Annotated in this window: 19 protein-coding genes; 14 read left to right on the top strand and 5 right to left on the bottom strand. The window is 68.6% G+C overall.

Features of this window, described 5'->3' with window-relative positions; translation table 11 throughout:
- The first annotated feature begins 98 nt into the window (after positions 1-98).
- A complete protein-coding gene (locus ACZ5PO_RS30595; protein ID WP_464186170.1) occupies positions 99-848 on the top strand; it encodes a 2OG-Fe(II) oxygenase in 750 nt (249 codons plus the stop codon).
- 110 nt (positions 849-958) lie between these two features.
- Here ACZ5PO_RS30595 and ACZ5PO_RS30590 read toward each other — a convergent pair whose 3' ends face one another.
- Together ACZ5PO_RS30590 and ACZ5PO_RS30585 are read right to left on the bottom strand one after the other, a co-directional pair.
- Positions 959-1,330, bottom strand: coding sequence for a PRC-barrel domain-containing protein (locus ACZ5PO_RS30590; RefSeq protein ID WP_464186169.1), 372 nt, complete (start codon positions 1,328-1,330; stop codon positions 959-961).
- 172 nt (positions 1,331-1,502) lie between these two features.
- On the bottom strand, positions 1,503-2,630 hold the full coding sequence (locus ACZ5PO_RS30585) for an alkene reductase (protein WP_464186168.1): 1,128 nt from the start codon (positions 2,628-2,630) through the stop codon (positions 1,503-1,505).
- A 212-nt stretch (positions 2,631-2,842) separates the two neighbouring features.
- Between ACZ5PO_RS30585 and ACZ5PO_RS30580 the strand changes: the two genes are divergently transcribed.
- From ACZ5PO_RS30580 to ACZ5PO_RS30555, 6 genes are all read left to right on the top strand, one after another.
- Complete coding sequence (locus tag ACZ5PO_RS30580; RefSeq protein WP_464186167.1) at positions 2,843-3,307, top strand: YaiI/YqxD family protein; 465 nt, start codon at positions 2,843-2,845, stop codon at positions 3,305-3,307.
- 178 nt (positions 3,308-3,485) lie between these two features.
- Positions 3,486-4,547: a dTDP-glucose 4,6-dehydratase gene (gene rfbB / locus ACZ5PO_RS30575; protein WP_464186166.1), complete on the top strand. Its 1,062-nt coding sequence runs from the start codon at positions 3,486-3,488 to the stop codon at positions 4,545-4,547.
- Positions 4,548-4,623: 76 nt separating this feature from the next.
- Positions 4,624-5,181 carry a dTDP-4-dehydrorhamnose 3,5-epimerase gene (rfbC, locus tag ACZ5PO_RS30570; RefSeq protein ID WP_464186164.1) on the top strand — a complete coding sequence of 186 codons (558 nt, stop codon included), beginning with the start codon at positions 4,624-4,626 and terminating at the stop codon, positions 5,179-5,181.
- A gap of 17 nt (positions 5,182-5,198) precedes the next feature.
- Entirely contained in the window at positions 5,199-6,092 is an 894-nt protein-coding gene (gene rfbD, locus ACZ5PO_RS30565) for a dTDP-4-dehydrorhamnose reductase (protein ID WP_464186162.1), read from the top strand.
- A 43-nt stretch (positions 6,093-6,135) separates the two neighbouring features.
- Positions 6,136-6,999, top strand: coding sequence for a glucose-1-phosphate thymidylyltransferase RfbA (gene rfbA, locus ACZ5PO_RS30560; RefSeq protein ID WP_464186160.1), 864 nt, complete (start codon positions 6,136-6,138; stop codon positions 6,997-6,999).
- 481 nt (positions 7,000-7,480) lie between these two features.
- Positions 7,481-8,479 carry an NAD-dependent epimerase/dehydratase family protein gene (locus ACZ5PO_RS30555; protein ID WP_464186158.1) on the top strand — a complete coding sequence of 333 codons (999 nt, stop codon included), beginning with the start codon at positions 7,481-7,483 and terminating at the stop codon, positions 8,477-8,479.
- Between the two features lie 241 nt (positions 8,480-8,720).
- Here ACZ5PO_RS30555 and ACZ5PO_RS30550 read toward each other — a convergent pair whose 3' ends face one another.
- The gene (locus ACZ5PO_RS30550; protein ID WP_464186157.1) at positions 8,721-9,293 is read right to left on the bottom strand and encodes a DUF1269 domain-containing protein; all 573 of its coding nucleotides are present in this window, start codon (positions 9,291-9,293) and stop codon (positions 8,721-8,723) included.
- 271 nt (positions 9,294-9,564) lie between these two features.
- Here ACZ5PO_RS30550 and ACZ5PO_RS30545 point away from each other — a divergent pair, with 271 nt between their 5' ends.
- On the top strand, positions 9,565-12,300 hold the full coding sequence (locus ACZ5PO_RS30545) for a bifunctional acetate--CoA ligase family protein/GNAT family N-acetyltransferase (RefSeq protein WP_464186155.1): 2,736 nt from the start codon (positions 9,565-9,567) through the stop codon (positions 12,298-12,300).
- Here the strand turns inward: ACZ5PO_RS30545 and gltS are convergent, their stop codons facing one another.
- Positions 12,301-13,509: a sodium/glutamate symporter gene (gene gltS, locus ACZ5PO_RS30540; protein ID WP_464186154.1), complete on the bottom strand. Its 1,209-nt coding sequence runs from the start codon at positions 13,507-13,509 to the stop codon at positions 12,301-12,303. It lies immediately after the preceding gene.
- 381 nt (positions 13,510-13,890) lie between these two features.
- On the opposite strand from gltS, the gene pap reads away from it, so the two are divergent.
- The 5 genes from pap (at position 13,891) to ACZ5PO_RS30515 (ending at position 21,359) form a co-directional block, all read left to right on the top strand.
- A complete protein-coding gene (gene pap / locus ACZ5PO_RS30535; RefSeq protein ID WP_464186151.1) occupies positions 13,891-15,387 on the top strand; it encodes a polyphosphate:AMP phosphotransferase in 1,497 nt (498 codons plus the stop codon).
- Between the two features lie 134 nt (positions 15,388-15,521).
- On the top strand, positions 15,522-18,839 hold the full coding sequence (locus ACZ5PO_RS30530) for a GH36-type glycosyl hydrolase domain-containing protein (protein ID WP_464186149.1): 3,318 nt from the start codon (positions 15,522-15,524) through the stop codon (positions 18,837-18,839).
- Between the two features lie 631 nt (positions 18,840-19,470).
- Positions 19,471-20,394 (top strand): hypothetical protein, encoded by a 924-nt coding sequence (locus ACZ5PO_RS30525; protein ID WP_464186148.1) that lies wholly within the window; start codon positions 19,471-19,473, stop codon positions 20,392-20,394.
- Entirely contained in the window at positions 20,339-20,785 is a 447-nt protein-coding gene (locus ACZ5PO_RS30520; RefSeq protein WP_464186147.1) for a hypothetical protein, read from the top strand. The genes ACZ5PO_RS30525 and ACZ5PO_RS30520 overlap by 56 nt, the downstream gene beginning before the upstream one ends.
- A 139-nt stretch (positions 20,786-20,924) precedes the next feature.
- Positions 20,925-21,359 carry a hypothetical protein gene (locus tag ACZ5PO_RS30515; protein WP_464186146.1) on the top strand — a complete coding sequence of 145 codons (435 nt, stop codon included), beginning with the start codon at positions 20,925-20,927 and terminating at the stop codon, positions 21,357-21,359.
- Here the strand turns inward: ACZ5PO_RS30515 and ACZ5PO_RS30510 are convergent, their stop codons facing one another.
- Complete coding sequence (locus tag ACZ5PO_RS30510) at positions 21,360-22,580, bottom strand: oxidoreductase (RefSeq protein WP_464186144.1); 1,221 nt, start codon at positions 22,578-22,580, stop codon at positions 21,360-21,362.
- Between the two features lie 511 nt (positions 22,581-23,091).
- On the opposite strand from ACZ5PO_RS30510, the gene ACZ5PO_RS30505 reads away from it, so the two are divergent.
- Entirely contained in the window at positions 23,092-23,979 is an 888-nt protein-coding gene (locus ACZ5PO_RS30505; protein WP_464186142.1) for an ABC transporter substrate-binding protein, read from the top strand.
- Positions 23,980-24,063: the final 84 nt, after the last annotated feature.

Below are 24,063 nucleotides of genomic sequence, written 5' to 3'. Positions count from 1 at the left end.
CGACACGCAATTGCGAAGCAAGAGGCGGAGCGCGCGCCCGACGATCATGGTGATATCTGATGGGACGAGCATCGCCGCAGTCGACAAGGAGCCATGCCATGAACATCAAGCCCGCGCTCGTCGCCCCAGCGTCGTCCTTGAACGAGATCGAAGCGCGGGTCGGGCGCTACGACTGGGATACGCTCACGACCGAGCTGCACAGCTACGGCTGCGCCGTCATCACCAAGCTGCTGAGCCCGGCCGAGTGTGTGGGGATCGCTTCGCTCTATCCGCACGAGGAGCACTTCCGCAGCCACATTCATATGGCCCGGCACGGCTTCGGCAAGGGCGAGTACCGCTATTTCAGGTACCCGCTGCCCGATCTGCTAGGCGGCTTGCGCACCGCGCTCTATCCGCGCCTGGCGCTGATCGCCAACGACTGGAATGAGCGCATGGGTCGTGGCGAGCGCTACCCCGACGTGCACGCCGATTTCCTCAAGCAGTGCCACGATGCCGGGCAGACCCGGCCGACGCCCCTGCTGCTGCAATACACGGCCGGGGACTTCAACGCCTTGCACCAGGATCTCTACGGCGATCTGGCGTTCCCGTTGCAGGTGGCGATTCTGCTGTCCGAGCCGGGGAGGGACTTCACCGGCGGCGAGTTCGTGCTGACCGAGCAGCGGCCTCGCATGCAGAGCCGCGCCGAGGTCGTGCCCCTGACGCAAGGCGACGCGGTGGCCTTCACCGTGCACGACCGGCCGGTGCAGGGCACCAAGGGCACCTATCGCGTCAATCTGCGCCACGGCGTCAGCCGCGTGCGGTCAGGCCTGCGGCACACCGTCGGCATCATCTTCCATGACGCCAGATGAGCTGCGCAAGAGCGCGTCGCAGACAGCAATGCGCCGCCGGCATTTGCCGGCGGCGCATCGGCGCCCTGCGCGCTCCGTACGGCGGGACCGAGGCTCCCGCCGTACGGGCGTCAGATCGGCACGCCGTAGTAGTCGTTGACGCGGCGGCTCCAGCCGGGATCACGCGCATAGTCCCGCGTGATGGTCGGCGCCTTCTTCAGCCGGTCGGCGCTCTCGTCGACCACGTAGCCGCCGAGACCGATGTCGTAGTGCAGCTTCTGCCAGGGCAATGGGTGATAATGCCCGCCCATTCCCAGGACGCCGCCGAACGACATGATCGCGTAGGTGACCTGGCCGGAGCGCTTGTCGAGCATGACATCGTAGATCGATCCCATGCTGTCGCCGTCGCTGTTGTAGACGCCGGTGCCCTCCACCTTGCTCGCCGGGATCAGGTTGGCGGTTTCGTCCATGACGACGTGGCCGCCCATGTGGGCGTGGGCCATAGCTATCTCCCTGTTGAACCTCTGGGAGAATCAACGCGCCAGCATCAGGCTCTGTTTCAGCTTGGCCGCAAAAAGCGTGGGGTCGGCTGGTCCGGCGGCGCCGTCCGGACCAAGATCGGCCCTTCGCCCTCCCATCGGTCGGGCGGCGTCCACGGCGTGATGCCCGATGGCGCTACTCCGCCGCCTCGGCCGTATAGGTTGCATAGTCCGTGTAGCCGGCCACATCGCCGCCGTAGAACGTCGGCCGGTGATAGGGCGTGAGCGGCGCGCCGATGCGCAGGCGCTCCGGCAGGTCCGGGTTGGAGATGAAATAGCGGCCGAAGGCGATCGCGTCGGCGTGGCCTTCGGCGACGGTCGTCTCCGCGCCGTCGCCGGTGAAATTGCCGGCGGTGATCAGCACGCCCGGCCACAGCGGCCGGAAGGTCTCGGCCCCCGGCGGCACATTCTCGTGGTTCACCTCGCGCTGGCCGGCGCCGCTGGCGCGGGGCTCGATCAGGTGCAGGTAGGCGAGCCCCAGCGGCGCCAGCTGGCTGACGACGTGGTCGTAGAGCGGCATCGGCTCGGCCTCGCCGCTGTCGTTGGCGACGCCGAACGGCGACAGCCGGATGCCGACGCGGTCGGCGCCCCAGACATCGCAGACGGCGCGGGCCACCTCGAGCGGCAGGCGGGCCCGGTTCTCGATCGAGCCGCCGTAGGCGTCGGTGCGCTGGTTGGTGCGCGCCTGCAGGAACTGCTCCAGCAGATAGCCGTTGGCGTTGTGGATCTCGACGCCGTCGAAGCCGGCCGCCATGGCGTTCTGGGCGGCGGCTCGATAGGCCGCGACGATGCCGGGGATCTCGTCGGTCTCCAGCGCGCGGGGCGTCTCGAACGGCTGTGGCGTCCAATCGGCGGTCATCGCCTTGCCCTCCGGACGCACGGCAGAAGGGGCGATCGGCAGGCCGCCGCCCGGCTGGTGCGAGCGGTGCGAGATGCGCCCGACATGCCAGAGCTGCAGGAAGATGACGCCGCCCTTGGCGTGCACGGCATCGACGACGCCCTTCCATCCGTCCGTCTGCTCGCCGGAATGGATGCCCGGCGTCGCCGGCGCGCCCTGACCGTGCGCCGCCACCTGCGAGGCTTCGGCGATGATCAGGCCGCCCGGGGTCGCGCGCTGGCCGTAGTACTCGGCATTGAGCGGACGCGGCACGTTGCCGGGGCCGGCGCGCATGCGCGTCAGCGGCGCCATGATGACGCGATGGGCGAGATCGTACGGGCCGATGCGAAGCGGCGTGAACAGCGACGGCCGGACCGTGTCGACCATGTGTTGCTCCCTCATGTAGCGAACGGCTTCTGCCGTCATTGCTGCCGTGTGACTGCTCGTGCGGCTCCGATCGCCATGATAACGCAGGTGGCTGCTTCGAAAAGCAGGCCGGGCGGGGTGGGCGCATGCAGTCGCTGCGGTGCTCGTGCTGCCGTGTGCTTTACGAGGGCCGCATGCCCGCCTCTTGAGATGCGAAGCACACGGGAGAGCCGATGACCCAGCAACCGATCACCATCTACGTCGATGCCGACGCCTGCCCAGTGAAATCAGAAGTCTACCGCGTGGCCGAGCGCTACCGGCTCAAGGTCTTTGTCGTCGCCAACAGTTTTATCAATGTGCCGCGCGACCCGCTGATCGAGCGCGTGACTGTGTCGAGCGGCTTCGATGCCGCCGACGATTGGATCGCCGAGCGGGCGACGCGCGGCGCCATCGTCATCACTGCCGATATTCCGCTGGCCAGCCGCTGCCTCAAGGCGGGCGCCGACGTCATCGGGCCCACCGGCAGGCCGTTCACCGAGGCCTCGATCGGCATGGCGCTCGCCACCCGCAACCTGATGGAGGATTTGCGCGCGGGCGGCGATGTCATCGGCGGCCCCAAGCCGTTCTCCACCCGCGACCGCTCAGCCTTCCTGTCGGCGCTCGACCTCGCTATCGTGCGCCTGAAGCGCGCCGGGTAAGTGCGAAGCTTCCAGCGGTGCATGCAACACGCGCGGCCGCAACCTGATCGGCCGGCAGTGCGAGAGGGCCGACGTTGCGTCGCGGCAGGCTTTCAGCTAGTCCAGCCTCGCGTTCTATTGCCGACCGGGCGGCTGTGGCCTTACGGCAGCGGCCATTCCGCGTCGAACGAGGAAAATGATGTCGAAGCGTTTTCTGGTGACGGGGGGAGCCGGCTTCATCGGGTCGGCGGTGGTGCGGCGGCTGCTTGGCGCCACCGATCACCATGTTCTCGTCGTCGACAAGCTGACCTACGCCGGCAATCTGGATTCGCTGAAGCCGGTGGCCGACCAGCCGCGCTATGAGTTCCTCAAGGCCGACATCTGCGATGCGGCGGCCATGCGGGCGGCGCTGGAGCGCTTCAAGCCCGACGTGGTCATGCACCTGGCGGCGGAGAGCCACGTCGACCGCTCCATCGACGGCCCGGCGGCCTTCGTCGAGACCAACGTCGTCGGCACCTTCACCCTCTTGCAGGCGGCGCTGGACTACTGGCGCACGCTGGTCGGGGCCAAGCGCGACGGCTTCCGCTTCCACCACGTGTCGACCGACGAGGTCTACGGCACGCTGGGCGCCGACGGCCTGTTCCACGAGGACTGGCCCTATCAGCCCAACTCGCCCTATTCGGCCTCCAAGGCGGCCTCCGACCACTTCGTGCGGGCCTGGCACCACACCTACGGCCTGCCGACGGTGGTCACCAACTGCTCCAACAACTACGGGCCGTATCACTTCCCCGAGAAGCTGATCCCGCTGATGATCCTCAACGGCATCGAGGGCAAGCCGCTGCCGGTCTACGGCAAGGGCGAGAACGTGCGCGACTGGCTGTTCGTCGACGACCACGCCGATGCGCTGATCCTGGTGGCCGAGCGCGGGCGGCTGGGCGAGAGCTACAACATCGGCGGCTGCAACGAGCGCCGCAACATCGACGTGGTGACGGCGATCTGCGGGCTGCTGGACGAGCTGGCGCCCGACCGCAGCAACGAGAGCCGCGAGCGGCTGATCACCTACGTGACGGATCGGCCGGGCCACGACCTGCGCTATGCCATCGACGCCGGCAAGATCGAACGCGAGCTCGGCTGGCGGCCGGCCGAGACCTTCGAGACCGGCCTGCGCAAGACGGTGCAGTGGTATCTCGACAACCGCACCTGGTGGGAGCGGGTGCGCTCCGGGACGTACCGGGGCGAGCGCCTGGGCATCGCCGTCTGAGCGAACGCCGGCGCCGGCCCCGCATCGGGCTGAGCGGCCCCCGGCAACTGCGATAGCGCCGTATGGAGAGGAGCTGATGGTAAGCATTGAGGCGACGGCCATCGCGGACGTCAAGATCGTGACCCCGAAGCGCCACGGCGACCATCGCGGCTTCTTCAGCGAGACCTTCAACCTGCGCGACTTCGCCGAGGGCGGGATTGCCGGCAGCTTCGTGCAGGACAACCATTCGCTGTCGGGGCCGGTGGGAACGGTGCGGGGGCTGCATTTCCAGTCGGCGCCGTTCGCGCAGGACAAGCTGGTGCGGGTGGTGCGTGGCGCCGTGCTCGACGTGGCCGTCGACCTCCGGCGCTCGTCGCCGACCTATGGCCGGCATGTGGCGGTGGAGCTGTCGGCGGCGAACTGGCGCCAGCTGTGGGTGCCGGTGGGGTTCGCCCACGGCTTCTGCACGCTCGAGCCGGACACCGAGGTGGTCTACAAGGTGACCGGCTACTATTCGGGCGAGCACGACCACGGCGTGCGCTGGGACGATCCGGAGCTGGGCATCGCCTGGCCGGTGGCCGGCGAGGCGGCGCTGCTCTCGGCCAAGGACGCGGCGCAGCCGCGCTTTGCCGAGCTGCCGCCCTACTTCGCCTGAGCGGCGGGGCAGGCGGCATGCGCATTCTCGTCACCGGCACCGAGGGGCAGGTGGTGCGCTCGCTCGTCGAGCGGGCCGGGCCCCTGGCCGACGTGGAGATCATCACCGTCGGCCGGCCGAGGCTCGACCTGGCGCAGCCCGCGACGGTCGCGGCGGCGCTCGATGGCGTGGCGGCGGACGTGATCGTCAATGCGGCGGCCTATACCGCCGTCGACCAGGCGGAGAGCGAGCCGGAGCTGGCGGAGGCGGTCAACGGTGCCGGTGCTGGCGCCGTGGCGGCGGTCGCGGCGCGGCGCGGCCTGCCGGTGATCCAGATCTCCACCGACTACGTCTTCGATGGCACGTCCGAGCGCCCCTATGGCGAGGACGATGCGACCGGGCCGGTGTCGGCCTACGGCCGCTCCAAGCTCGCCGGCGAGCGGGCGGTTCGGACGGCGAACCCGAACAGCGTCGTGCTGCGCACCGCCTGGGTGTATAGCCCGTTCGGCAAGAACTTCGTCAAGACCATGCTGCGCCTGGCGGCGACGCGGGACGAGGTGTCGGTGGTGGACGACCAGATCGGCGCACCGACCTCCGCACTCGACATCGCCGACGGCATCCTGGCGGTGGCCGGGCAGCTGGTGGCGCGGCCGGCCGAGGACGCGTTGCGCGGCGTCTTCCACATGAGCGCCGGCGGCCGCGCCTCGTGGGCCGACTTCGCCGAGGCCATCTTCGCGGCGTCGCGGGCGGTGGGAGGCGCCACCGCCCAGGTCAAGCGCATCACCACGGCCGAGTTCCCGACGCCGGCCCGGCGGCCGGCCTATTCACGCCTGGATGGCGCCAAGCTGGCGGCGACCCACGGCGTGGCGCTGCCCGACTGGCACGCCCCCGTGCCCGCGGTCGTCGCGCGTTTGATGGCCGAGGCCGGCTGAGACGCAGCAGGCCGCGAAGCCCGCGCGCATAGATGAGGAGCACATGAAGGGGATCATTCTCGCGGGTGGCAGCGGCACCCGGCTGCATCCGATGACCAGCGTCATCTCCAAGCAGCTGCTGCCGGTCTACGACAAACCGATGATCTATTATCCGCTGTCGACGCTGATGCTGGCGGGCATCCGCGACATCCTGATCATCTCGACGCCGCACGACCTGCCGCGCTTCCGCGAGCTGCTCGGCGACGGCGCGCGCTGGGGGATCAAGCTGAGCTATGCCGAGCAGCCGCGGCCGGAGGGGCTGGCGCAGGCCTACCTCATCGGCGCCGACTTCGTGAACGGCGAGCCCTCGGCGCTGATCCTGGGCGACAACCTGTTCTACGGCCACGGCCTGACCGACGTGCTCAAGAGCGCGGCGACGCGCAGCGGCGGGGCGACGCTGTTCGCCTACCGGGTCAACGACCCCGAGCGCTACGGGGTGGTGGAGTTCGCCGACGGCAAGGCGATCTCGCTGGAGGAGAAGCCGGCCAAGCCGCGCTCGAGCTGGGCGGTGACGGGGCTGTACTTCTACGACGCGCAGGTGGTGGACATCGCCGCCCGGCTGAAGCCGTCGGCGCGCGGCGAGCTGGAGATCACCGACGTCAACCGCGTCTATCTGGAGCGCGGCGCGGTCGACGTCGAGCTGCTCGGCCGGGGCTTCGCCTGGCTCGACACCGGCACGCCCGACAGCCTGCTGGAGGCCGGCGAGTTCGTGCGGGCGCTGGAGAAGCGCCAGGGCTTCCGCATCGCCTGTCCCGAGGAGGTCGCCTTCGAGCAGGGCTGGATCTCGCGCGAGGAGCTCATCGCCCTCGGCACCGCCCTCGGCAAGAGCACCTACGGCCAGTATCTGCTCGGCATCGCCGGATCGTAGCTCAGCAGAGCGATCTCGACGGCTTCGTTGGGCAGCCAGCGGTGCAGCCGCGCACCGCTCCCCTCACGCGCCCGATGATCTCGCTGTCGAAGTGATCCCGGCTGTCGCGGCGCCGCATCCGTCCCTGAGTCGGTGACGACACGAAACAGCGGGCGCAGCCGCGTTCCGCCGGCCTTGCGCGGCACGGTGGGGCGCCGCGATCAGTCGTCGCCCGCCGGCGCGGCACGTTAACCGCCGATTTCTGTTAGTCTTTTTGATGACTGGAGCATTCTCCGATCAGATGCGGTCATCTGATCGGATAGAAGTGTTCCAGCGAAGCGCCTCGGCCAGAGGCTCTTTGCTGCTAAAGGTTGCTGTGTGGGCCGTCAGCGCGGCTCGAGGGAGCAAACGCGAGGCCGTCGGATGCGGCTGCGGCTGAGCCGCCGGCCAGCAGCATCACCGGCGCGACCGGAGCGCTGCAGCGGGGAGAGGGAGAGGCGGAATGGGGCGAATCCTTGTGACCGGCGCCGCCGGATTCATCGGATCCCACGTTGTTCGCGGCCTGGTCGAGCGGGGTGAGCGCGTCGTCGGCATCGATAATCTGAACGCATACTATGACCCCCGTCTCAAGCAGGATCGGCTCGACGCCATCCGGACGCTCCCGCAAGGCGAATATTTCGAGTTCATCAAGGCAGACCTGAGCCACGCGGACGAGGTCATTGCGCTGATCGCGGGCAGCGACATCGATCGGATCGTCCATCTTGGGGCCCAGGCCGGCGTGAGGTGGTCCCTGGAGGCCCCCTTTGCCTACACCGCGGCCAACGTCACCGGCCATCTCGCCGTGCTGGAAGGCGCGCGGGCGGCAGGCGAGCGGATCAGGCACCTGGTGTATGCGTCCACGAGCTCCGTCTACGGCTCGCGCTCGGATGGGCCGTTCCGCGAGAGCGACCGCACGGACGATCCGGAGTCGCTCTATGCGGCGACCAAGCTCGCCGACGAGCTGATGAGCTCCGTCTATGCCAAGCTGTACGATATGCCGATCACCGGCCTGCGCTTCTTCACCGTCTATGGCCCCTGGGGCCGGCCGGACATGGCCTACTGGATGTTTACCGAAGCCATGCAGAACCAGGCTCCCATCCGCCTCTTCAACAGCGGCCGCATGGAGCGTGACTTCACGTACGTGGACGACGTGGTGGCCGGCGTCCTGGCGGTGCTTGCGTCACCGCCGAGCGCCGGGACGCATCGGCTCTACAACATCGGCAACAGCCGGCCGGTCGCCCTGTTGGAGATGGTCCGAATCCTCGAGAACCTGGTCGGCGTCGAGGCGGAGAAGATACTGGAGCCGATGCAGCCCGGGGACGTCCCGGTGACCTACGCGGATGTTTCGGCGATCGAGAGAGACTTCGGCTGGCGGCCGACCACCGACCTGGCCACCGGGCTCGGGCGCTTTTTCGAATGGTGGCAGTGGTACGCCCGCGTGCGGTCCGCACGGCAGACGTGAAACGAGACGGCTGCGGGCCGTGAGACGGGAGGGCAGGCCTAGAGCATTTCGCCATTGGATGGACGCATCCAATGGCAGAGAAATGCTCATAGTGTTTTGAATCTGGAACGCTTTTTCGCGATTGGGTGAGTTCACCCAATCGCAAAGCGCTCTAGGCCTGTCCTCCCCCTCATTGTCAGCTCACCGGCGAACGGCCGCCGCCGCGGCGGAGCCGGCGGCTTGCCGAGTGGAATCGCGCGCTTCAGCTCGCCGGGGCCGGCGGCACCGAGGTCGTCGGCGTGGCGGCCGGGGCGCTGTCGGCCGGGGCCGCGGCGGGAGTCTCGGTTGCAGCATGCGCGGCGAGCGCATCGCGGAGCGCGTTCTCCTTGGTGTGGTCGAGCGAGGTCTTGAGCACGACGCCGCCGGTGCCCTTGAGCTCCTCCAGCACCTTGTCGGCCGTCATCTTCTTGATCAGGACGAAGAGGGCCGCATTGCCCGGCTGGATGCTGGCCGCCAGGTCCTTCATGAACTTGTCGTTGATGCCGAAGTCGCTGAGCGCGCCGCCCAGCGCGCCAGATGCCGCGCCGATCGCGGCGCCGACCACCGGCACCAGGAACAGGGTGCCGATCAGCGTGCCCCAAAAGGTGCCGGTCAGGGCACCGGCGGCGGTGGCGTTGAACAGCTGGTTGAGCTTCACGTGCCCTTCCGCCGACTTGGTGGCGATGACGGCGTCGCCCAGCTCGATGAGATACTCCTTCTGCATCTCGAACAGGCGCTTGCGCACGGCTTCGGCCTGGCTCTCGGACGGATAGACGATGACGACGAGGTCTGACATGGCTCTCTCTCCCCTGGGGCACGATGCCGGCGATGGTGACGCGAAGCGCTGACGCCTCACGCCGTCATCGATAGGCCAGAGCGCCGCCCCCGCGCAACGCACAGTCGCACGGCGGAGGAGGCTCTGCGGCCAACACACGAAAGTCGCGTGACGAGGTGATGACCGGCCGCACGATCGCCGGGCCGCCGGCGGGGCTTGCCAAGGCCACGCGGATCACAGCACTGTGCGGCGGCCGCAGCGGCGAGGGCCGCCAGAAGCAGGATCATTGTCGATGAGCATCTATCGCCTCGACAAGCTGTTTGCACCGGCGAGCGTCGCCGTCGTCGGCGCGAGCGGCCGGGAGGGCTCGCTCGGCCGCATCGTGCTCGGCAACCTGCAAGCCGGAGGCTTCGCCGGCCCCCTCTATGCGGTCAACCCGAAATTCGCCGATCCGGCCCGGCATCTGGAGCAGCAGGGTGTCGTCTGCGTGCCGGCGCTGGCGGCCATCGGCTCCGCGCCGGAGCTGGTCGTGGTGGTGTCGCCGCCGGAGACCATCGTCGATATCGTCGGCACGGCCGGACAGGCGGGCACTGCGGCCGCCGTGCTGATGACCCCGGGCCTCGGCGCCGGCGACGGCTCCATCGCCGAGGCGGCGCGCCGGCAGGCCCGGCGCTACGGCCTGCGCCTGGTCGGCCCCAATTGCATGGGCGTGATCACGCCCCATGCCCATCTGCACGCCTCCCTCGGTGCCCGCCAGGCGCGGGCCGGCGACCTGGCGCTGATCTCGCAATCCGGGCCGATCGCGGCCGGCATCGTGGAGTGGGCCGCGCGCCGGCAGATCGGGTTTTCCGGGGTGGTGGCGCTGGGCGACCAGGTCGACGTGGATATCGCCGATTGCCTCGACTATTTCGCCCGCGACGAGCACACGCGCGCCCTGCTCATGTATGTGGAGACGGTGGCGGATGCGGCGAAGTTCGTGTCTGCGGCCCGCGCCGCGGCGCGGGCCAAGCCCATCGTCGTCATCAAGTCCGGCCGCCACACCCAGACTGCTGAGCTCGCCGCCACCCACACCGGCGCGTTGGCCGCCGTCGATGCCGTCTACGATGCGGCCTTCAGGCGCTCCGGCCTGCTCAGGGCGCTCGATCTCGACGAGCTGTTCGCGGCGGCGGAAACCCTCAGCCGGCAGCGGCCATTCCATGGCCGGCGGCTGGCCGTGATGGCCAACGACCACGGCGTCGGCCTCCTTGCCGTCGACCGGCTGGTCGATCTCGGCGGCACGCTGGCCGAGCTATCGGAGGTGACCCGGGCCAAGCTGGCCGCGCTGATGCCGGGGGCGAGGGGGCCCGGCAACCCGGTCGACATCACCGGCTTCACCGACGCCGGGAGCAACGCCGCGGTGCTCACGGCGCTCCTCGACGACAAGGGCACCGACGCGCTGCTGGTCGTCAACATTCCGACCGCCTTCTCCGATCCGGTCGCGCTTGCCCGTTCCACGGTCGACGCGGTGGCGGCGCAGCGTCGGGGGCGGGCGCTGCACAAGCCGGTGTTCGTCGTCTGGCTCGGCCAGAACGATGCGGCCGAGCAGATCTTCGATACGGCTGGCATCCCGCACTATGCGACCGAGGCCGAGGCGCTCGCCGGCTTCATGCACCTGGTGCGCTACCGCGAGGGCCAGGCGCTGCTGATGGAGACGCCGGACGCGCTGCCGCGCGACTTCGTCCCGGATACGGCGGCGGCCCAGCGCATCGTGCGGCGGGCGCTCGCCGAGGGCCGCGTGTGGCTCGACATGGCCGAGGCGCAGGAGCTGCTCGCCGCCTACGACATCCCCGCGCCCCAGGCGGCGATCGCACACACGGCCGACGCCGCGGCGGCGGCGGCGCGCCCGATCCTCGCCGCCGGCGGCACGGTGGCCGTCAAGCTGCTGGCGCCGCAGGTGCTGCAAAAGTCCGATGTAGGCGGCGTCCGGCTGGACCTCGCCGGCGAGGCGGCGGTGCGGCAGGCCGCTTCGGCGCTGCTCGCCTATCGGGGCACGCCGGAGGCGCCGGTGGAGGCGCCGGCGGTGATGGTGCAGGCCATGGTCCGCCGGCACGGCGCCCGCGAGCTGATCGCCGGCCTCGCCGACGACCCGACCTTCGGCCCCGTCGTCGTCTTCGGCCGCGGCGGCACGGCGGCGGAGCTGATCAACGACAAGGCGCTGGCGCTGCCGCCGCTCGACATGAAGCTCGCCGAGACGCTGATCGCTCGCACCCGGGTGGTCCGCATCCTCGGCGCCTTCCGCGACACCGCGGCCGCCGACCAGCACGCCATTCGCCTGGTGCTGGTGAAGCTGTCGCAACTGGCGACCGATCTGCCCGAAGTGCGCGAGCTCGATATCAATCCGCTGCTGGCGGACGCCGACGGGGTGATGGCGCTGGATGTCCGGGTGCGTGTCGCGCCGGTCGAGCGAATCCGTCCGGGCGCTCGCCACCCGCGCATGGCCATACGGCCTTATCCCAAGGCCTGGGAGCGCACCATCACCGGCCGCAGCGGGCGGGCGTTCTTCGTGCGTCCGGTGCGTCCGGAGGACGAGGGGCTGTTCATCGATTTCGTGCGACGCGTCAGCGAGGCCGACGTGCGGCTGCGCTTCTTCGCGCCGATCCGCGATTTCAACCATGCGTTCATGGCGCGCCTGGTCCAGGTCGACTACGCCCGCGCCATCGCCTTCGTCGCCATCGATCCGGCGAGCCGCGAGATGGCCGGCGTCGTGCGCCTGCACGCGGACGCCAACCACGAGCGTGGCGAATACGCCGTGCTGATCCGCTCCGACCTCAAGGGCGTGGGCCTCGGCTGGGAGCTGATGCGCCTGATCATCGACTGGGCGCAGGCCGAGGGCATCCGCGTCGTCGAAGGCCAGGTGCTGCGCGAGAATGCGGCCATGCTTGCCATGTGCCGCAAGCTCGGCTTTTCGGTCAGGCCCGATCCGGTCGACCCCTCGGTCATGATCGTCGAGCTGCCGTTGCAAGCGGCCGAGGCGGCGACGCCCGGCTGATCAGCTGACGAACAGCGAGATCACCACGGCATTGATGATGTCGATAAAGAAGCCGGCGACCAGCGGCACGATGATGAACGCCCGGTGAGCCGGGCCATATTGCTGGGCGACGGCGGTCATATTGGCGATGGCCGTTGCCGTCGACCCCAGCGTGATGCCGCCGAACCCGGCCGCGACGACGACGGCTTCATAGTCCCGTCCCATGGCCGGAAAGACGACGAACAGGGTGTAGAGGACGGTCATCACGATCTGGAGGGTCAGGACGGTGATGATGAAGGCGAAGATGCCGCCGAGCTCCCACAGCTGCATCCCCATCAGCGCCATGGTCAGGAACAGGCCCAGCGACAGATCCGAGATCAGCGACAAGCCGCGGCCCACGCCAGGCCATAGCCGCCGGATGGCTTCCCCGGCGGCCAGCGGGGTGAGGTTGCGGATCAATATGCCGGCCATCAGGCAGCTGACGAAGGTCGGCATCTTGAGCGGCGTCAGTGCGATCAAGGAGGCGAGGCCGGTGCCGATGACCACCGTGACGTTGAGGATCAGGATGGCCCAGAGCACGCAGAAATAGTCCAACGCCGGCTCCGCCTCGTCGTGGGGAGCGCCGATGTCGAGATCCGCGCCGGCTGCGGTGACGATCCGGTTCCGCCGGATGAGAAAGGCGGCCATGGGGCCGCCGATCACGCACGCCGCGATCAGCCCCACGGTGTTGCTGGCGATGCCGAGCTCCATGGCATTGGAGATGCCGAGCCTGTCGACGAAGACCGGGACCCAGGCGACAGTGGTCCCAATTCCGCCGGTCAGCGCGATGGACCCCGCCAGCAGGCCGGCCCTGGGGTCGAGGCCGAACAGCGAAGCGACGCCCATCCCGGCGAGGTTCTGAAAGATCATGAACAGGCTGGCGAGCACGATCAGGATGACCAGTGGCCTGCCGCCTTGCAGCAGCGTCCTGACATCCGATTTGAGGCCTATGCCGGCGAAGAACAAGAGCAGCAGGAAATCACGCGCACCGAGATCGAACTGCACCTTTCGACCGAACAGACCGTAAATCATGCCGACCGTGGCAGCGCATAGAAAGCCGCCGACGACCGGCTCGGGTATGGAATACTTGCGCAGCGCCGCTGCGTTCATGGTCAAGGCCTTGCCCATGATCAGCAGGATGACGGCGATATTGAATGAGTGAAACGCGTTGATGGAGATCATTGGAGACATTGACGCTCTTGTTTCGACGCGCGGCGCGACGCAGCGCATTCCAATAGACGATCCGGCTCCGCCTGCAATTGCGGCGCCGCACGGAGGGCCTCCCGGTCCTGCCAACCTCTCCGGCGAGATCATTGCGGGCCGGCATTATCCGATTGAAGGGCGCCCCCTCGGCGATTGGGCGACTCGCCGGCCATTGCGAAGCGCTCTAGAGCATTTCGCCATCGGATGAGATCATCCAATTGCGGAGAAATGCTCCAACTCTTTGAATCTGGAGCGCTTCCTTGCGATTGGGTGATTCCACCCAATCGCGAAGCGCTCTAGGCTCCACGACTCGGTCGAGGGAGCCTCGACGGCGCCAGCGACCGACGTTGCATCAAGGGTTTAGCCAAAATGTTCGATTCGACGGCGCTGGAGCACACGCTCGATAAGGAGCAGTACCGGGAACTGGTCGGGCCGCTGCGGGACGACCTGTTGCGCCTTCAGACCGAGCTCGCCGAGCGCAAGTCCCACCTGGTCCTGGTGCTGATCAACGGCGCCGACGGCGCCGGCAAGGGCGAGGTGCTGAACCGCCTGTACGAGTGGCTGGACGATCATTTCCTCGACACGCTGAGCTACGATCCGGGCGAGGAGGACAATCCCAAGCATCCGTCCGCCTGGCGCTATTGGCGCGACATGCCGGCCAAAGGGCGCATCGGCCTGGTGCTGGGCTCGTGGTACCACGGCCCGATCCGCGCCCGCGTGACCGGCGCCAGCAGCCGGGCCGAGTTCGAGCAGGAGCTCGCCCGGATCAGGAGCTTCGAGACCATGCTGCACGCGGAAGGCGTGCGCTTCGTCAAGCTGTGGCTGAACGTGGACGAGAAGGAAGGCCGCCGCCGGCTGAAGCAGGCCCGCCACGACAGTGGCTTCGGCCGTCCGCTCGTCGAGGAATGGCCCAACATCGACACCACCAAGGAGCGCAAGTCGCTGACGGCGACGGCCTTCGAGGCGATTGAAGCGACCTCGTTCGGCAGCGCGCCGTGGACCGTCGTTTCGGCCGGCGACGGGCGCTACCGCGACGTCGCCGCGGCCAGCGCGCTCGCCCATGTGCTGGAGAGGGCGCTGGAGGAGCCGGCGCCGGAGACGGCGCGGCCGCCGGTGGCGGCCGCCGCCAGCGCCGACGCGGCGGCGTTGCCCTACCGCTCCATCCTGTCGACGGTCGATCTGAGCCAGACGCTGGGTTCGGACGCCTATCGCGAAGGGCTGGCGCAGGAGCAGCGACGCATCTTCGAGCTGACATCGTCGGACGACTTTAGGGATCGCGGGCTGATCTGTGCCTTCGAGGGCAATGATGCGGCGGGCAAGGGGGGCTGCATCCGCCGCCTGCGCGCCGCCCTCGACCCGCGCGATTTCCGGGTGCACGGCATTGCCGCGCCCACCGAGGAGGAGCGGGCGCACCCCTATCTCTGGCGCTTCTGGCGCCACGTCCCGCGCAAGGGCAGGACGGAGATCTTCGATCGCAGCTGGTACGGCCGCGTGCTGGTCGAGCGGGTGGAAGGCTATTGCTCGGAGGACGACTGGCTGCGCGCCTACGACGAGATCAACGAGTTCGAGCGCCAGCTCGTCGAGGACGGCTATGTCGTCGTCAAGTTCTGGCTGGCCATCAGCCAGGAGGAGCAGCTCAGACGCTTCCAGGCGCGCGAGGACACCTCGTTCAAGCGCTTCAAGATCACACCGGACGACTGGCGCAACCGCGACAAGTGGAGCCTCTACGACCGGGCCGTGACCGACATGGTCGACCGCACCTCCACCGAGCGTGCGCCGTGGACGCTGGTCTCGGCCGAGGACAAGAAGTTCGCCCGGGTCGAGGTGCTGCGCACCGTTGCCGACCGGCTGGAGGAGGCGCTCTGAACCGGTCGCCGCCGGCGTTGCGTCGTGTGGACGTCACGGTCGCACGCGACGGTCGCCGCCACGCGAGTCGACGGGTGCCCGCCGCGGTGGCATGAGGGGCGCCGAGAGCGCCTGCGAACCAGGGGAGTCCGTCCATGACCGCCAGCCCGTCCGCCCGGCACCCGCAACGCTGGTCGCTGCCCACCGAGGAGGGGCTGGGCCTGAAGCGCGTCCAATCGGCGAGCGGGCTGCGCGCCGCGGTGCTGCCCAACGGTGCCCTGTTCGCGCTGGAGCACGAGACGGCGGCCGGCCGCACCATGATCAGCCAGATCCTGGGCTCGCCGCTCGACGGCCCCATCGGCCGCATCCTGCTGCGTCTGGGCGCCGAGGGCACGCAACCGGTGGAGATCGTCGGCCCCGGCGCCACCGTGGAGCTCGGCACCGGCAGCAGCGCCATCGTCTGGGCCGGCGAGACGGCGGGCGTGCGCCACCGCGTCACGCTCGGCCTCGACGAGGCCCAGCCGCTCTGGCACTGGCGTGTCGAGCTCGTCAACACCGGCGCGGCGCCCGTCGGCCTCGACGTGGTGCTGCTGCAGGACCTCGGGCTCGGCGACCGCGGCTTCCTGATGAACAACGAGGCCTATGCCTCGCAGTACATCGACCATTGCATCGTGCAGCACCCGCGCTTCGGCCCGGTGATCCTCAACCGGCAGAACCTAGACCAGGGCGGGCGCCACCCTTGGGTCGCGCACGGCTGCCTCGACCGCGCCGTCGCCTATGCGACTGACGCGGCGCAGGTGTTCGGCCCCGGCTATCGGGATGCCGCGGCGGTCGCGCTGCCCGTGGGCACCGCGCTGCCCAGCGTGCGCCTGCAGCGCGAGGCCGCCTGTCCGGCGCTGCAATCGGCGCCGCTGACGCTGGCGCCGGGCGCGTCCGCCGCCGTCACCTTCTTCGGTCTCTACATGCCGGATCACCCGGCGGCATCGGGCACAGCCGATCTCGCCGCCGTCGACGCGGCGGTCGCGGCCCTGCGTCCCGCGGCGGCGGTGACCGCCACGGCGCCCGCCGCGCGCAGCGTCGTCCAAGGCGTGGCGCCGCTCGTGGTCCGGCCGCTGGCCACCGCGGCGCTCGACACGCTCTATCCCGCGCGCACGGCGGAGGAGATCGTCGACGGCCGCTTGCTCTCGTTCTTCGTCCGCGACGGCAGCCTCAACCGGCACGTCGTGCTCAAGGCCAAGGAAGAGCTGGTCGAGCGCCGCCATGGCCTCATCCTGCGCACCGGCCAGGGCGTCCTGCCCGACGACGACATCCTCTGCGCCACCTGCTGGATGCACGGCGTCTTCGCCGCGCAGCTGACGTTGGGCAACACTTCGTTCCACAAGCTGTTCTCGGTCTCGCGCGATCCGTTCAACATCACCCGCTCCAGCGGGCTCAGGATCTACGTGGACCAGGGGGCGGGCTGGCGCCTGCTCACCGTGCCGTCGGCGTTCGAGATGAGCCTCAGCGCCTGCCGCTGGATCTACGAGACCGAGGCCGGCCGCATCACCATCGGCGTCTTCGCCTCGGTGGACGGGCCCGGCATGCGCTGGCGCATCGAGGCCGAGGCGGCCTGTCGCTTCCTGCTGGTCGGCGCCCTGGTGATGGGGGAGCGTGACCTCGGCCAGACGGCCGAGATCACCTTCGACGCCGCCGGCGGCCGCATCGGCTTCCACCCCGATCCCGGCTCGCTCTGGGGCAATCACTACCCGCACGCCGCCTATGTGCTGGCCGCCGACGCTCCGGAGGCCGTCGCGGCAATGGGCGCCACCGATCTGCTGTTCGGCGGCGCCGGCGGCTTCGAGGCGCCCTTCATCGCCGTCGAGACCGTGCCGGTGAAGGCCTTCGCCGTCGCCATCACCGGCGACCTGGGCGACGCCGCGGCCGCCGAGCACGCGGCCGATCTGTTCACCGGTGGCTTCGACGAGGCGGCCGAGCAGGCCGCGGCGGCGAGCCACTGGTCGCGCTTCACCCGGGCCGCCAGGCTCGCGGGCGTGCCTGCCTACGACGACCTCGGCCTGGTCCTGCCGTGGCTGGTGCAGGATGCCATCATCCATGTGTCGGTGCCGCATGGGCTGGAGCAGTACACCGGCGCCGCCTGGGGCACGCGCGACGTCTGCCAGGGCCCGATCGAGATGCTGCTGGCGCTCGGTCACGACGCGGCCGCCCGTGCCGTCATGCTCACGGTGTTCGCCGAGCAGTACGAAGGCCGCGGGGACTGGTCGCAATGGTTCATGCTGCCGCCCTATTCCTTCATCCGCGACCGCTCCAGCCACGGCGACGTCATCGTGTGGCCGCTCAAGATGGTCTGCGACTACATCGAGGCCACCGGCGACGTGGAGTGCCTCGACGAGGCGGTGCCGTGGCGCCGCTATGACGACGCAGCCGCGTCCGAGACCACCGACACGCTCGCCGGCCACATCGACGTGCTGCTGGCCACGGTCAAGGCACGCTTCCTGCCCGGCACGCACCTGATCCGGCTGGGCGAGGGCGACTGGAACGACTCGCTGCAGCCCGCCGACGCGACGCTCAAGGAGCGCATGGTGTCGAGCTGGACGGTGGCGCTGCTGTTCCAGCAGGTGACCCGCTATGCCGCGATCCTCGACCGTCTCGGCGATCCCAAGGCGGTGGAGCTGGCTGCGATGGCGCAGACCATGCGCCGCGAGTTCAACGACCTCCTGATGCGCGACGGCGTCGTCGCCGGCTACGGCATCTTCGAGGACGACGGCAGCCCGCCGCGGCTGATCCTCCACCCCAGCGACGACCACACCGGCGTGCACTATTCGCTGCTGCCCATGGTGCGCGCCATCGCCGCCGGCCTGTTCACGCCGGACCAGACCGAGGGCCACCTCGACCTCATCGCGGCGCACCTTACCTTCCCGGACGGCGTGCGGCTCATGGACAAGCCGCTGCCCTACCACGGCGGGCTCGAGACCATCTTCCGCCGGGCCGAGTCCTCGGCCTATTTCGGCCGCGAGATCGGCCTCATGTACGTGCACGCCCACCTGCAATACGCCCAGGCGCTGGCCGCGCTGATGGAGGCGAGCGCTCCCGGCAGCCCGACCGCGGAACAGGCCGCCGCCTCGCTGCTGACGGCTCTGGCCCAGGTCAATCCGGTGGGGGTGACTGACGTGGTGCCGAACGCGTCGCTGCGCCAGCGCAACACCTACTTCAGCAGCAGCGATGCGGCCTTCCGCGACCGGGCCGAGGCCAGCGCCGAATGGTACCGCGTGCGGACCGGCGCGGTCGCCGCCGACGGCGGCTGGCGCATCTATTCGAGCGGCCCGGGCCTCTACCTCAACCTGGTGATCGGCGACCTGCTCGGCCTGCGCCGCCGCAACGGCGCGTGGCAGACGGCGCCGCGCCCGACGGCGCTGGCCGGCGCCGAGGTCGCCATGGTGGTCGACGGCACGCCGCGCCAGTGGCGGGTGGGGTAGGGCTGGGACGGGAAGCGCTGGCGCGACAACGTCAGTTTCCTCAAGGCAAAAGCTCTTTCGTTCCGCCACCGACATGGCCGGGTCAAGTCCGACCATGACGTTGACGATAAAGACTTTTCGCCCCCACCCGTCATGGCCGGGCTTGGCCCGGCCATCTCCCGACGACGATTGGGAAAGCTCAGGCGGCTCGTCGTGGTCCAGGCAAAGCCAGCCAGCGTGGCCGCCCTACGCCTTTGGAGCCGCCGCGGATGAAGTCTTCTCGTCGCGGGATAGAGCTGTACCTCTTCTCGCCCTCGTGCCGCGAGGAGACATTCTCGGCGCTGACCGCGGACCTTCAACCGCACGAGGCCCAGGCGGAATACCCTGGCCGCAGACGATCGCCGCGCTCGGCCGGAGCGGCGCAAAGCGCCAGCAGGAGCAGCCGGCCATCTTGGATAGAACCGCGTTTGCCCGCTCGGTGCAGGACGACCGGTTCTCCGATCTCTTGCCGCAAGATGATCCTAGTGGGATGGCCTCGTCGCCATCAGCCGCTCCTTCGCCGGAGGAGCGCGTCTGGCGGAGCCCGGACCATCACGCAGCGGGTATCAACGCTCGCTTGCCGGATTCTCTGACCTGGCTGGACGAGAGCCCCGTGGCGAAGGTGATCGGCGGCTATGCAGCACGGCGCGTCGGCAATGCCGCCGGCGCTGCACGGGGGGCGTGGAACACGGCGAAGGGGACTGTCGACGGCGTGCAATTCTTGCGTCGCCTTATGGACCCCGAAGACAAGCTGAAGAGCGCGCCTGGAGAAGCCGCGAGGGACCAACTCAAAAATGCGGGGAGGAGTATCGTTGCGTATGCGCGAAGAGGTTGGGCAGATCCTCAAATCGTGGTCCGTGATCTCAAGGACACGGCGCGCCAACTGAACATCGACCTGAGTCCTGCGGCCACGCCTCAAGCGGCCAGCTTCTTGGACGAGCTTGGTCGCAACTTGAATATTGGACAGAACCAGGGAGAGCTTGCGTTTGAAGTGGGAACGCTCGCTGCTGGCGGGCCTCTCGTAAAGGGCGTCTCCAGGCTGGGTCGACTGTCCACGGCATCCACGATCGAGAAATATCTGGCGCAAGGCTTTACGCCGAGGCAGGCTGCGTATTTAGCCACTCCTTATGAGGGAAAGGGGCACCACTTCTTGCCTCAGCGCGATATTAAGAAGCGCGGCATACCTTGGCTATACGGCGATGGAATTCTCAACGTCCTAAAACCAGGCGGCATTACCCGAGGTGATTTCTATGAGCTTCACTACAAGGTGGACCCAAGTTTTCATGCCGCTAATATAGGATGGAAAAACGGCGGCGGCGCATGGGACGGAGCAGTTCTCGGGCTGCAGAAGTACGACAGGTTGGGTCGCCTCTGGCATGGTGCCCCGACAAAGCTCAGGGGGTTGCTGGGGAGCGCAGCGGCGAGCACGTCTCCTGGCGCGGGCGGCGCGGCCTACGATTTCTGGAATCGGGAGAGAACAAGTGAAGGTGAGACCCTGGGCCGAATTCCGTTCGGATCTCCCTACGGACGCTATTGAGGACGAACACGACTTCATTCAGCACGGTGGGCGTCCGGTGGCGGAGGCGATCGCCGAGATCCTGCGGCGGATGGGCTCCGAGGTCGACCCGCCGGACGACAATGGCGAGCAGGGATGGAATCTCTACGTTACCTTTCGTCGACGCAGCTTCTGGTGCCAGATTCAGAACTGTGGTCGTGACCATCGACGTGACGACGGGTACAACTTGCTGTGCGAGCCGGTCGTGCTCATTCCCAACCCATTCCGGAAATATCATCCGGTCTATATGGATCTATTGAGGGAATTGGCGTTCGAGCTGAATCGCGATGCCAGGTTTAGCGATGTGCTATGGTACGAGGAGCCGTTCGTGAAGGCTCCCGGATCGACAACGCCCGTCAGCGACGACGCGTGACCGCGATCGACTGGCAGGACTGTGACGCGGAAGGCGATGGTGGAAGGCGTCGGTTGCGCCGCTCGCTAAGATATCAGCGAGACATAGTTGTCGCTGCGGCATTAAGGCAGGGTAAAGGGCCGAGGAGAGCAGGGGCATCGTGATGCAGGTCGGACCCCGGGCCAAGTTCCGGGCGGACTTTCCCTTCGACGAGATCGAGGAGGATGGCGATGTCGTCCAGTTCGGCGGGCGGTCCGTGGCCGATGCGATTGCGCAGATGTTGAGCGAGCTGGGATGTGAGGTCGAACCTCCCAACGACGTCTCCGTGGCGGGATGGGAGCTTTATGTCTATGTCAAGAACCGGTCTCTCCGATGTCGGGTCGCACAGCAGTCCGACTGTGACTATCACTTCTTGTTCAAGAAGAACGAGCTATTTCGGAACCCCTTTCGATCCTATCACCCTATATATACCGGTATGCTGAAGCGGCTGGCTGATGCGCTGAAACCAGACCCCCGCTTCCACGATATCGAATGGTATGCGGCGTGCTCAAGCCGAGAGGGGGTTGGCACGGAAAGCCCCGTTGCCGAGGCTTGATCACCAGTTCGTCGGCCAGTCCGGCGCCCGGTAGTCCACCGGATAGGCGTAGGCATAGTCGAGCGGCGGCTTGATCACGTACTTGCGGTCGAAGGGCACGAGTTCGACGGGATGGCCGCCGCGCACCATGGCCGGCCAGTCCGGATTGGCAAACATCGGCCGGCCGATGGCGACGAAGTCGCCGGCTCCCGAAGCGAGCGCCTCCTCCGCGTCGGCGCCCTGGGCGATGCCGCCGTTGACGATGACGGGCAGCCCGCTCGCCTGGCGCAGGGCCACCGGCATGGGCACGGCGGAGCTCGGGTCGCGGTTGTCTCTCCAGCCGAAGCTCGACCAGTGCAGGGCGTCGACCGGCGCGCCCTTCAGCGCCGCACCGATGGCACGGGCCGTCTCGACGCCTCCCGCCCAGACACCGCCGAAATCGTCGACGCCGTCCTGGGACAGCCGCAGCGTCACGATCTTGTCCGACCCAACGGCCTGGCGGACCCGCTCCATCACCATCAGCGGGAAGCGCACGCGGTTCTCGGGCGCGCCGCCGTAGGCGTCGGCGCGGTGATTGGTGCGGTCGTGGATGAACTGGTAGAGCAAATAGCCGTTGGCGCCGTGGATCTCGACGCCGTCGAAGCCGGCTTCCATGGCGCGCGCGGCGCCGGCCGCGAAGCCGTCGGCGACGGCGCCGAGCTCGGAGGCGCCGAGCGCCCGCGCCGGACCGAACGTCACCTTGGGCCACGGGCCGGCGATGCCGCGGATCTCGGCCTCGTCGCGGCTATCGGTATAGAGCACCCAGCCCTCGCTGCGCGTGGCGCTGGCGCTGACCGGCGGCACGCCGGCGGCGAGGCAGCGCGGATCGGTCACGCGGCCGCCGTGCATCAGCTGCAGGATGATCGGCGCCCCCTGGGCGTGGACGGCATCGGTCACCTTGCGCCAGGCGGCGATGTGCTTGGCCGTGGCGATGCCGGGCTGCGACAGGTAGGCCCGGCACCCCGCGCCGTCGTCCGGGTAGGTGCCTTCGCTGATCAGCAGCCCGGCGCCGCCGCGGGCCCGGCGCGCATAATAGGCGACCATCTCATCGGTGGGCGTGCCGTCCGGCTCGGCCATCTGCCGGGTCAGCGGCGCCAGCGCAATGCGATTGCGAAGTGGGACGCCCGCGAGCCTCGCCGGCGAGAACAGCTTTGGAAACGCTTCGCCCACGGTCGTCTTCCTCCACGTCAGCGGTTCAGCCACGCGAGCTCATCGGAGCTCGGCCGATGGCCATGAGCAAGAAGAGGGCCATTCGGATCCCAAGAGCGCGAGCACATCCTCAGCAGATTTGCTGATGCGTTGGCGGCCGACCCGCGGTTTCATGACGTCGGCTGGCATGACGAAGCGCAGACGCGCGATGCCGGCACGCAGCGGCCGATCCTGTTTTACGAATAGCGCGAGCTCCCTTGCCAACCGGCGCCTCGATGCGCTCACAGTGGGCACGGGCCGGCGGCCGGCGGGATGTCGCGGACGCAAGCGGCGCCGGCCGCGCTGCCGGTGCCGTCGAGATGTTCGGCATCGTCAACTGCGATTGCGGCTGAATCGACTGGAACTTGGCCTCAGCGCGTCGCCATGGCATGCTCCTTCGACTTGAGACGTCCGGGACGTTGAGCGAATGGGACTGTTCAAGGCGAGCATCATCGCCACGGGCATCTTCGCCGCTTCCTTGTGCCACGCGTCCGCCGAGGAGCAGCGGCCCGCGCGGATCGGCATCATGGTCAACGGCGGCCCGGGGCCAGCGGTCGACGGGCTTCGCCGCGATTTCGCCAGGCTCGGCTACGTCGAGAACCAGACCGTCGTGTTCGAGGCGCGCTACGCACGTGGCGACCTGAGCCGGCACAAAGAAGCCGCCGCCGACCTGGCGCAACGGCAGGTGGACGTCATCCTCACCCTGGGTGGGCCGGCCTCGCGGGCTGCCAAGGATGCGACTGCGACAATCCCGATCGTCTTCTCGATCGTCACCGATCCGGTCGCGCTGGGGCTCGCCGCAACCATGGACCGGCCGGGCGGCAATGCGACGGGCGTGACCAATCTCGATCCCGATCAAGCCAGACTGCAGTTCGAGTTGCTCAAGGAGCTTCTTCCCAAGCTGGCGCAGGTTGCCATCCTGAGTGATGCGGGCATTCCGGGCGCCGATGCGAGCGGCCTGGCGCCGATCGATCGCGCCAATGACGCGGCGGCGCGGTCTGTCGGGTTGACGCCTCACATCATCAAGATCAGGGGACCCGATCCCGACTTCGAAGCCGCCTTCGGGGCGGCCGCGAGCGCGGGCGCAGGGGCGCTCGTGGTGCTCGAGGTGCCCGTGGCCCTGGCCCATCGCGGTCGGATTGCGGAAATGGCGGCGGCCCGGCGACTTCCCACGATGTTTCCGGGCGGGACGGGCGATGCCGGCGGGCTGGTCACCTTCGGAACCACCGTTGCCGACACCTGGCCGCGGCTACCTGTCATCGCCGACAAAGTGCTCAAGGGCGCCAAGCCGGGCGAGATTCCGATCGAGGTGATCTCCCGGCGCGAGCTGGTCCTGAACCTGAAGACCGGCAGGGAGATCGGCGTCGAGATTCCAGCTGAGCTAAAAGCCAGGGCGACGCAGCTGATCGACTGATGCGAGGCCCGCGTCCGCTGCCATCGGCACACCGGAGCAACAGTGGGCTTGTCCCTGCTTGTGGGCGCAGCCAGGTGCACGCGC

The sequence above is a fragment of the Chelatococcus sp. KU-N122 genome (assembly GCF_055391085.1).
Note: the sequence above shows the minus strand (reverse complement) of the source record. Positions and strands in the feature narration are given on the sequence as shown.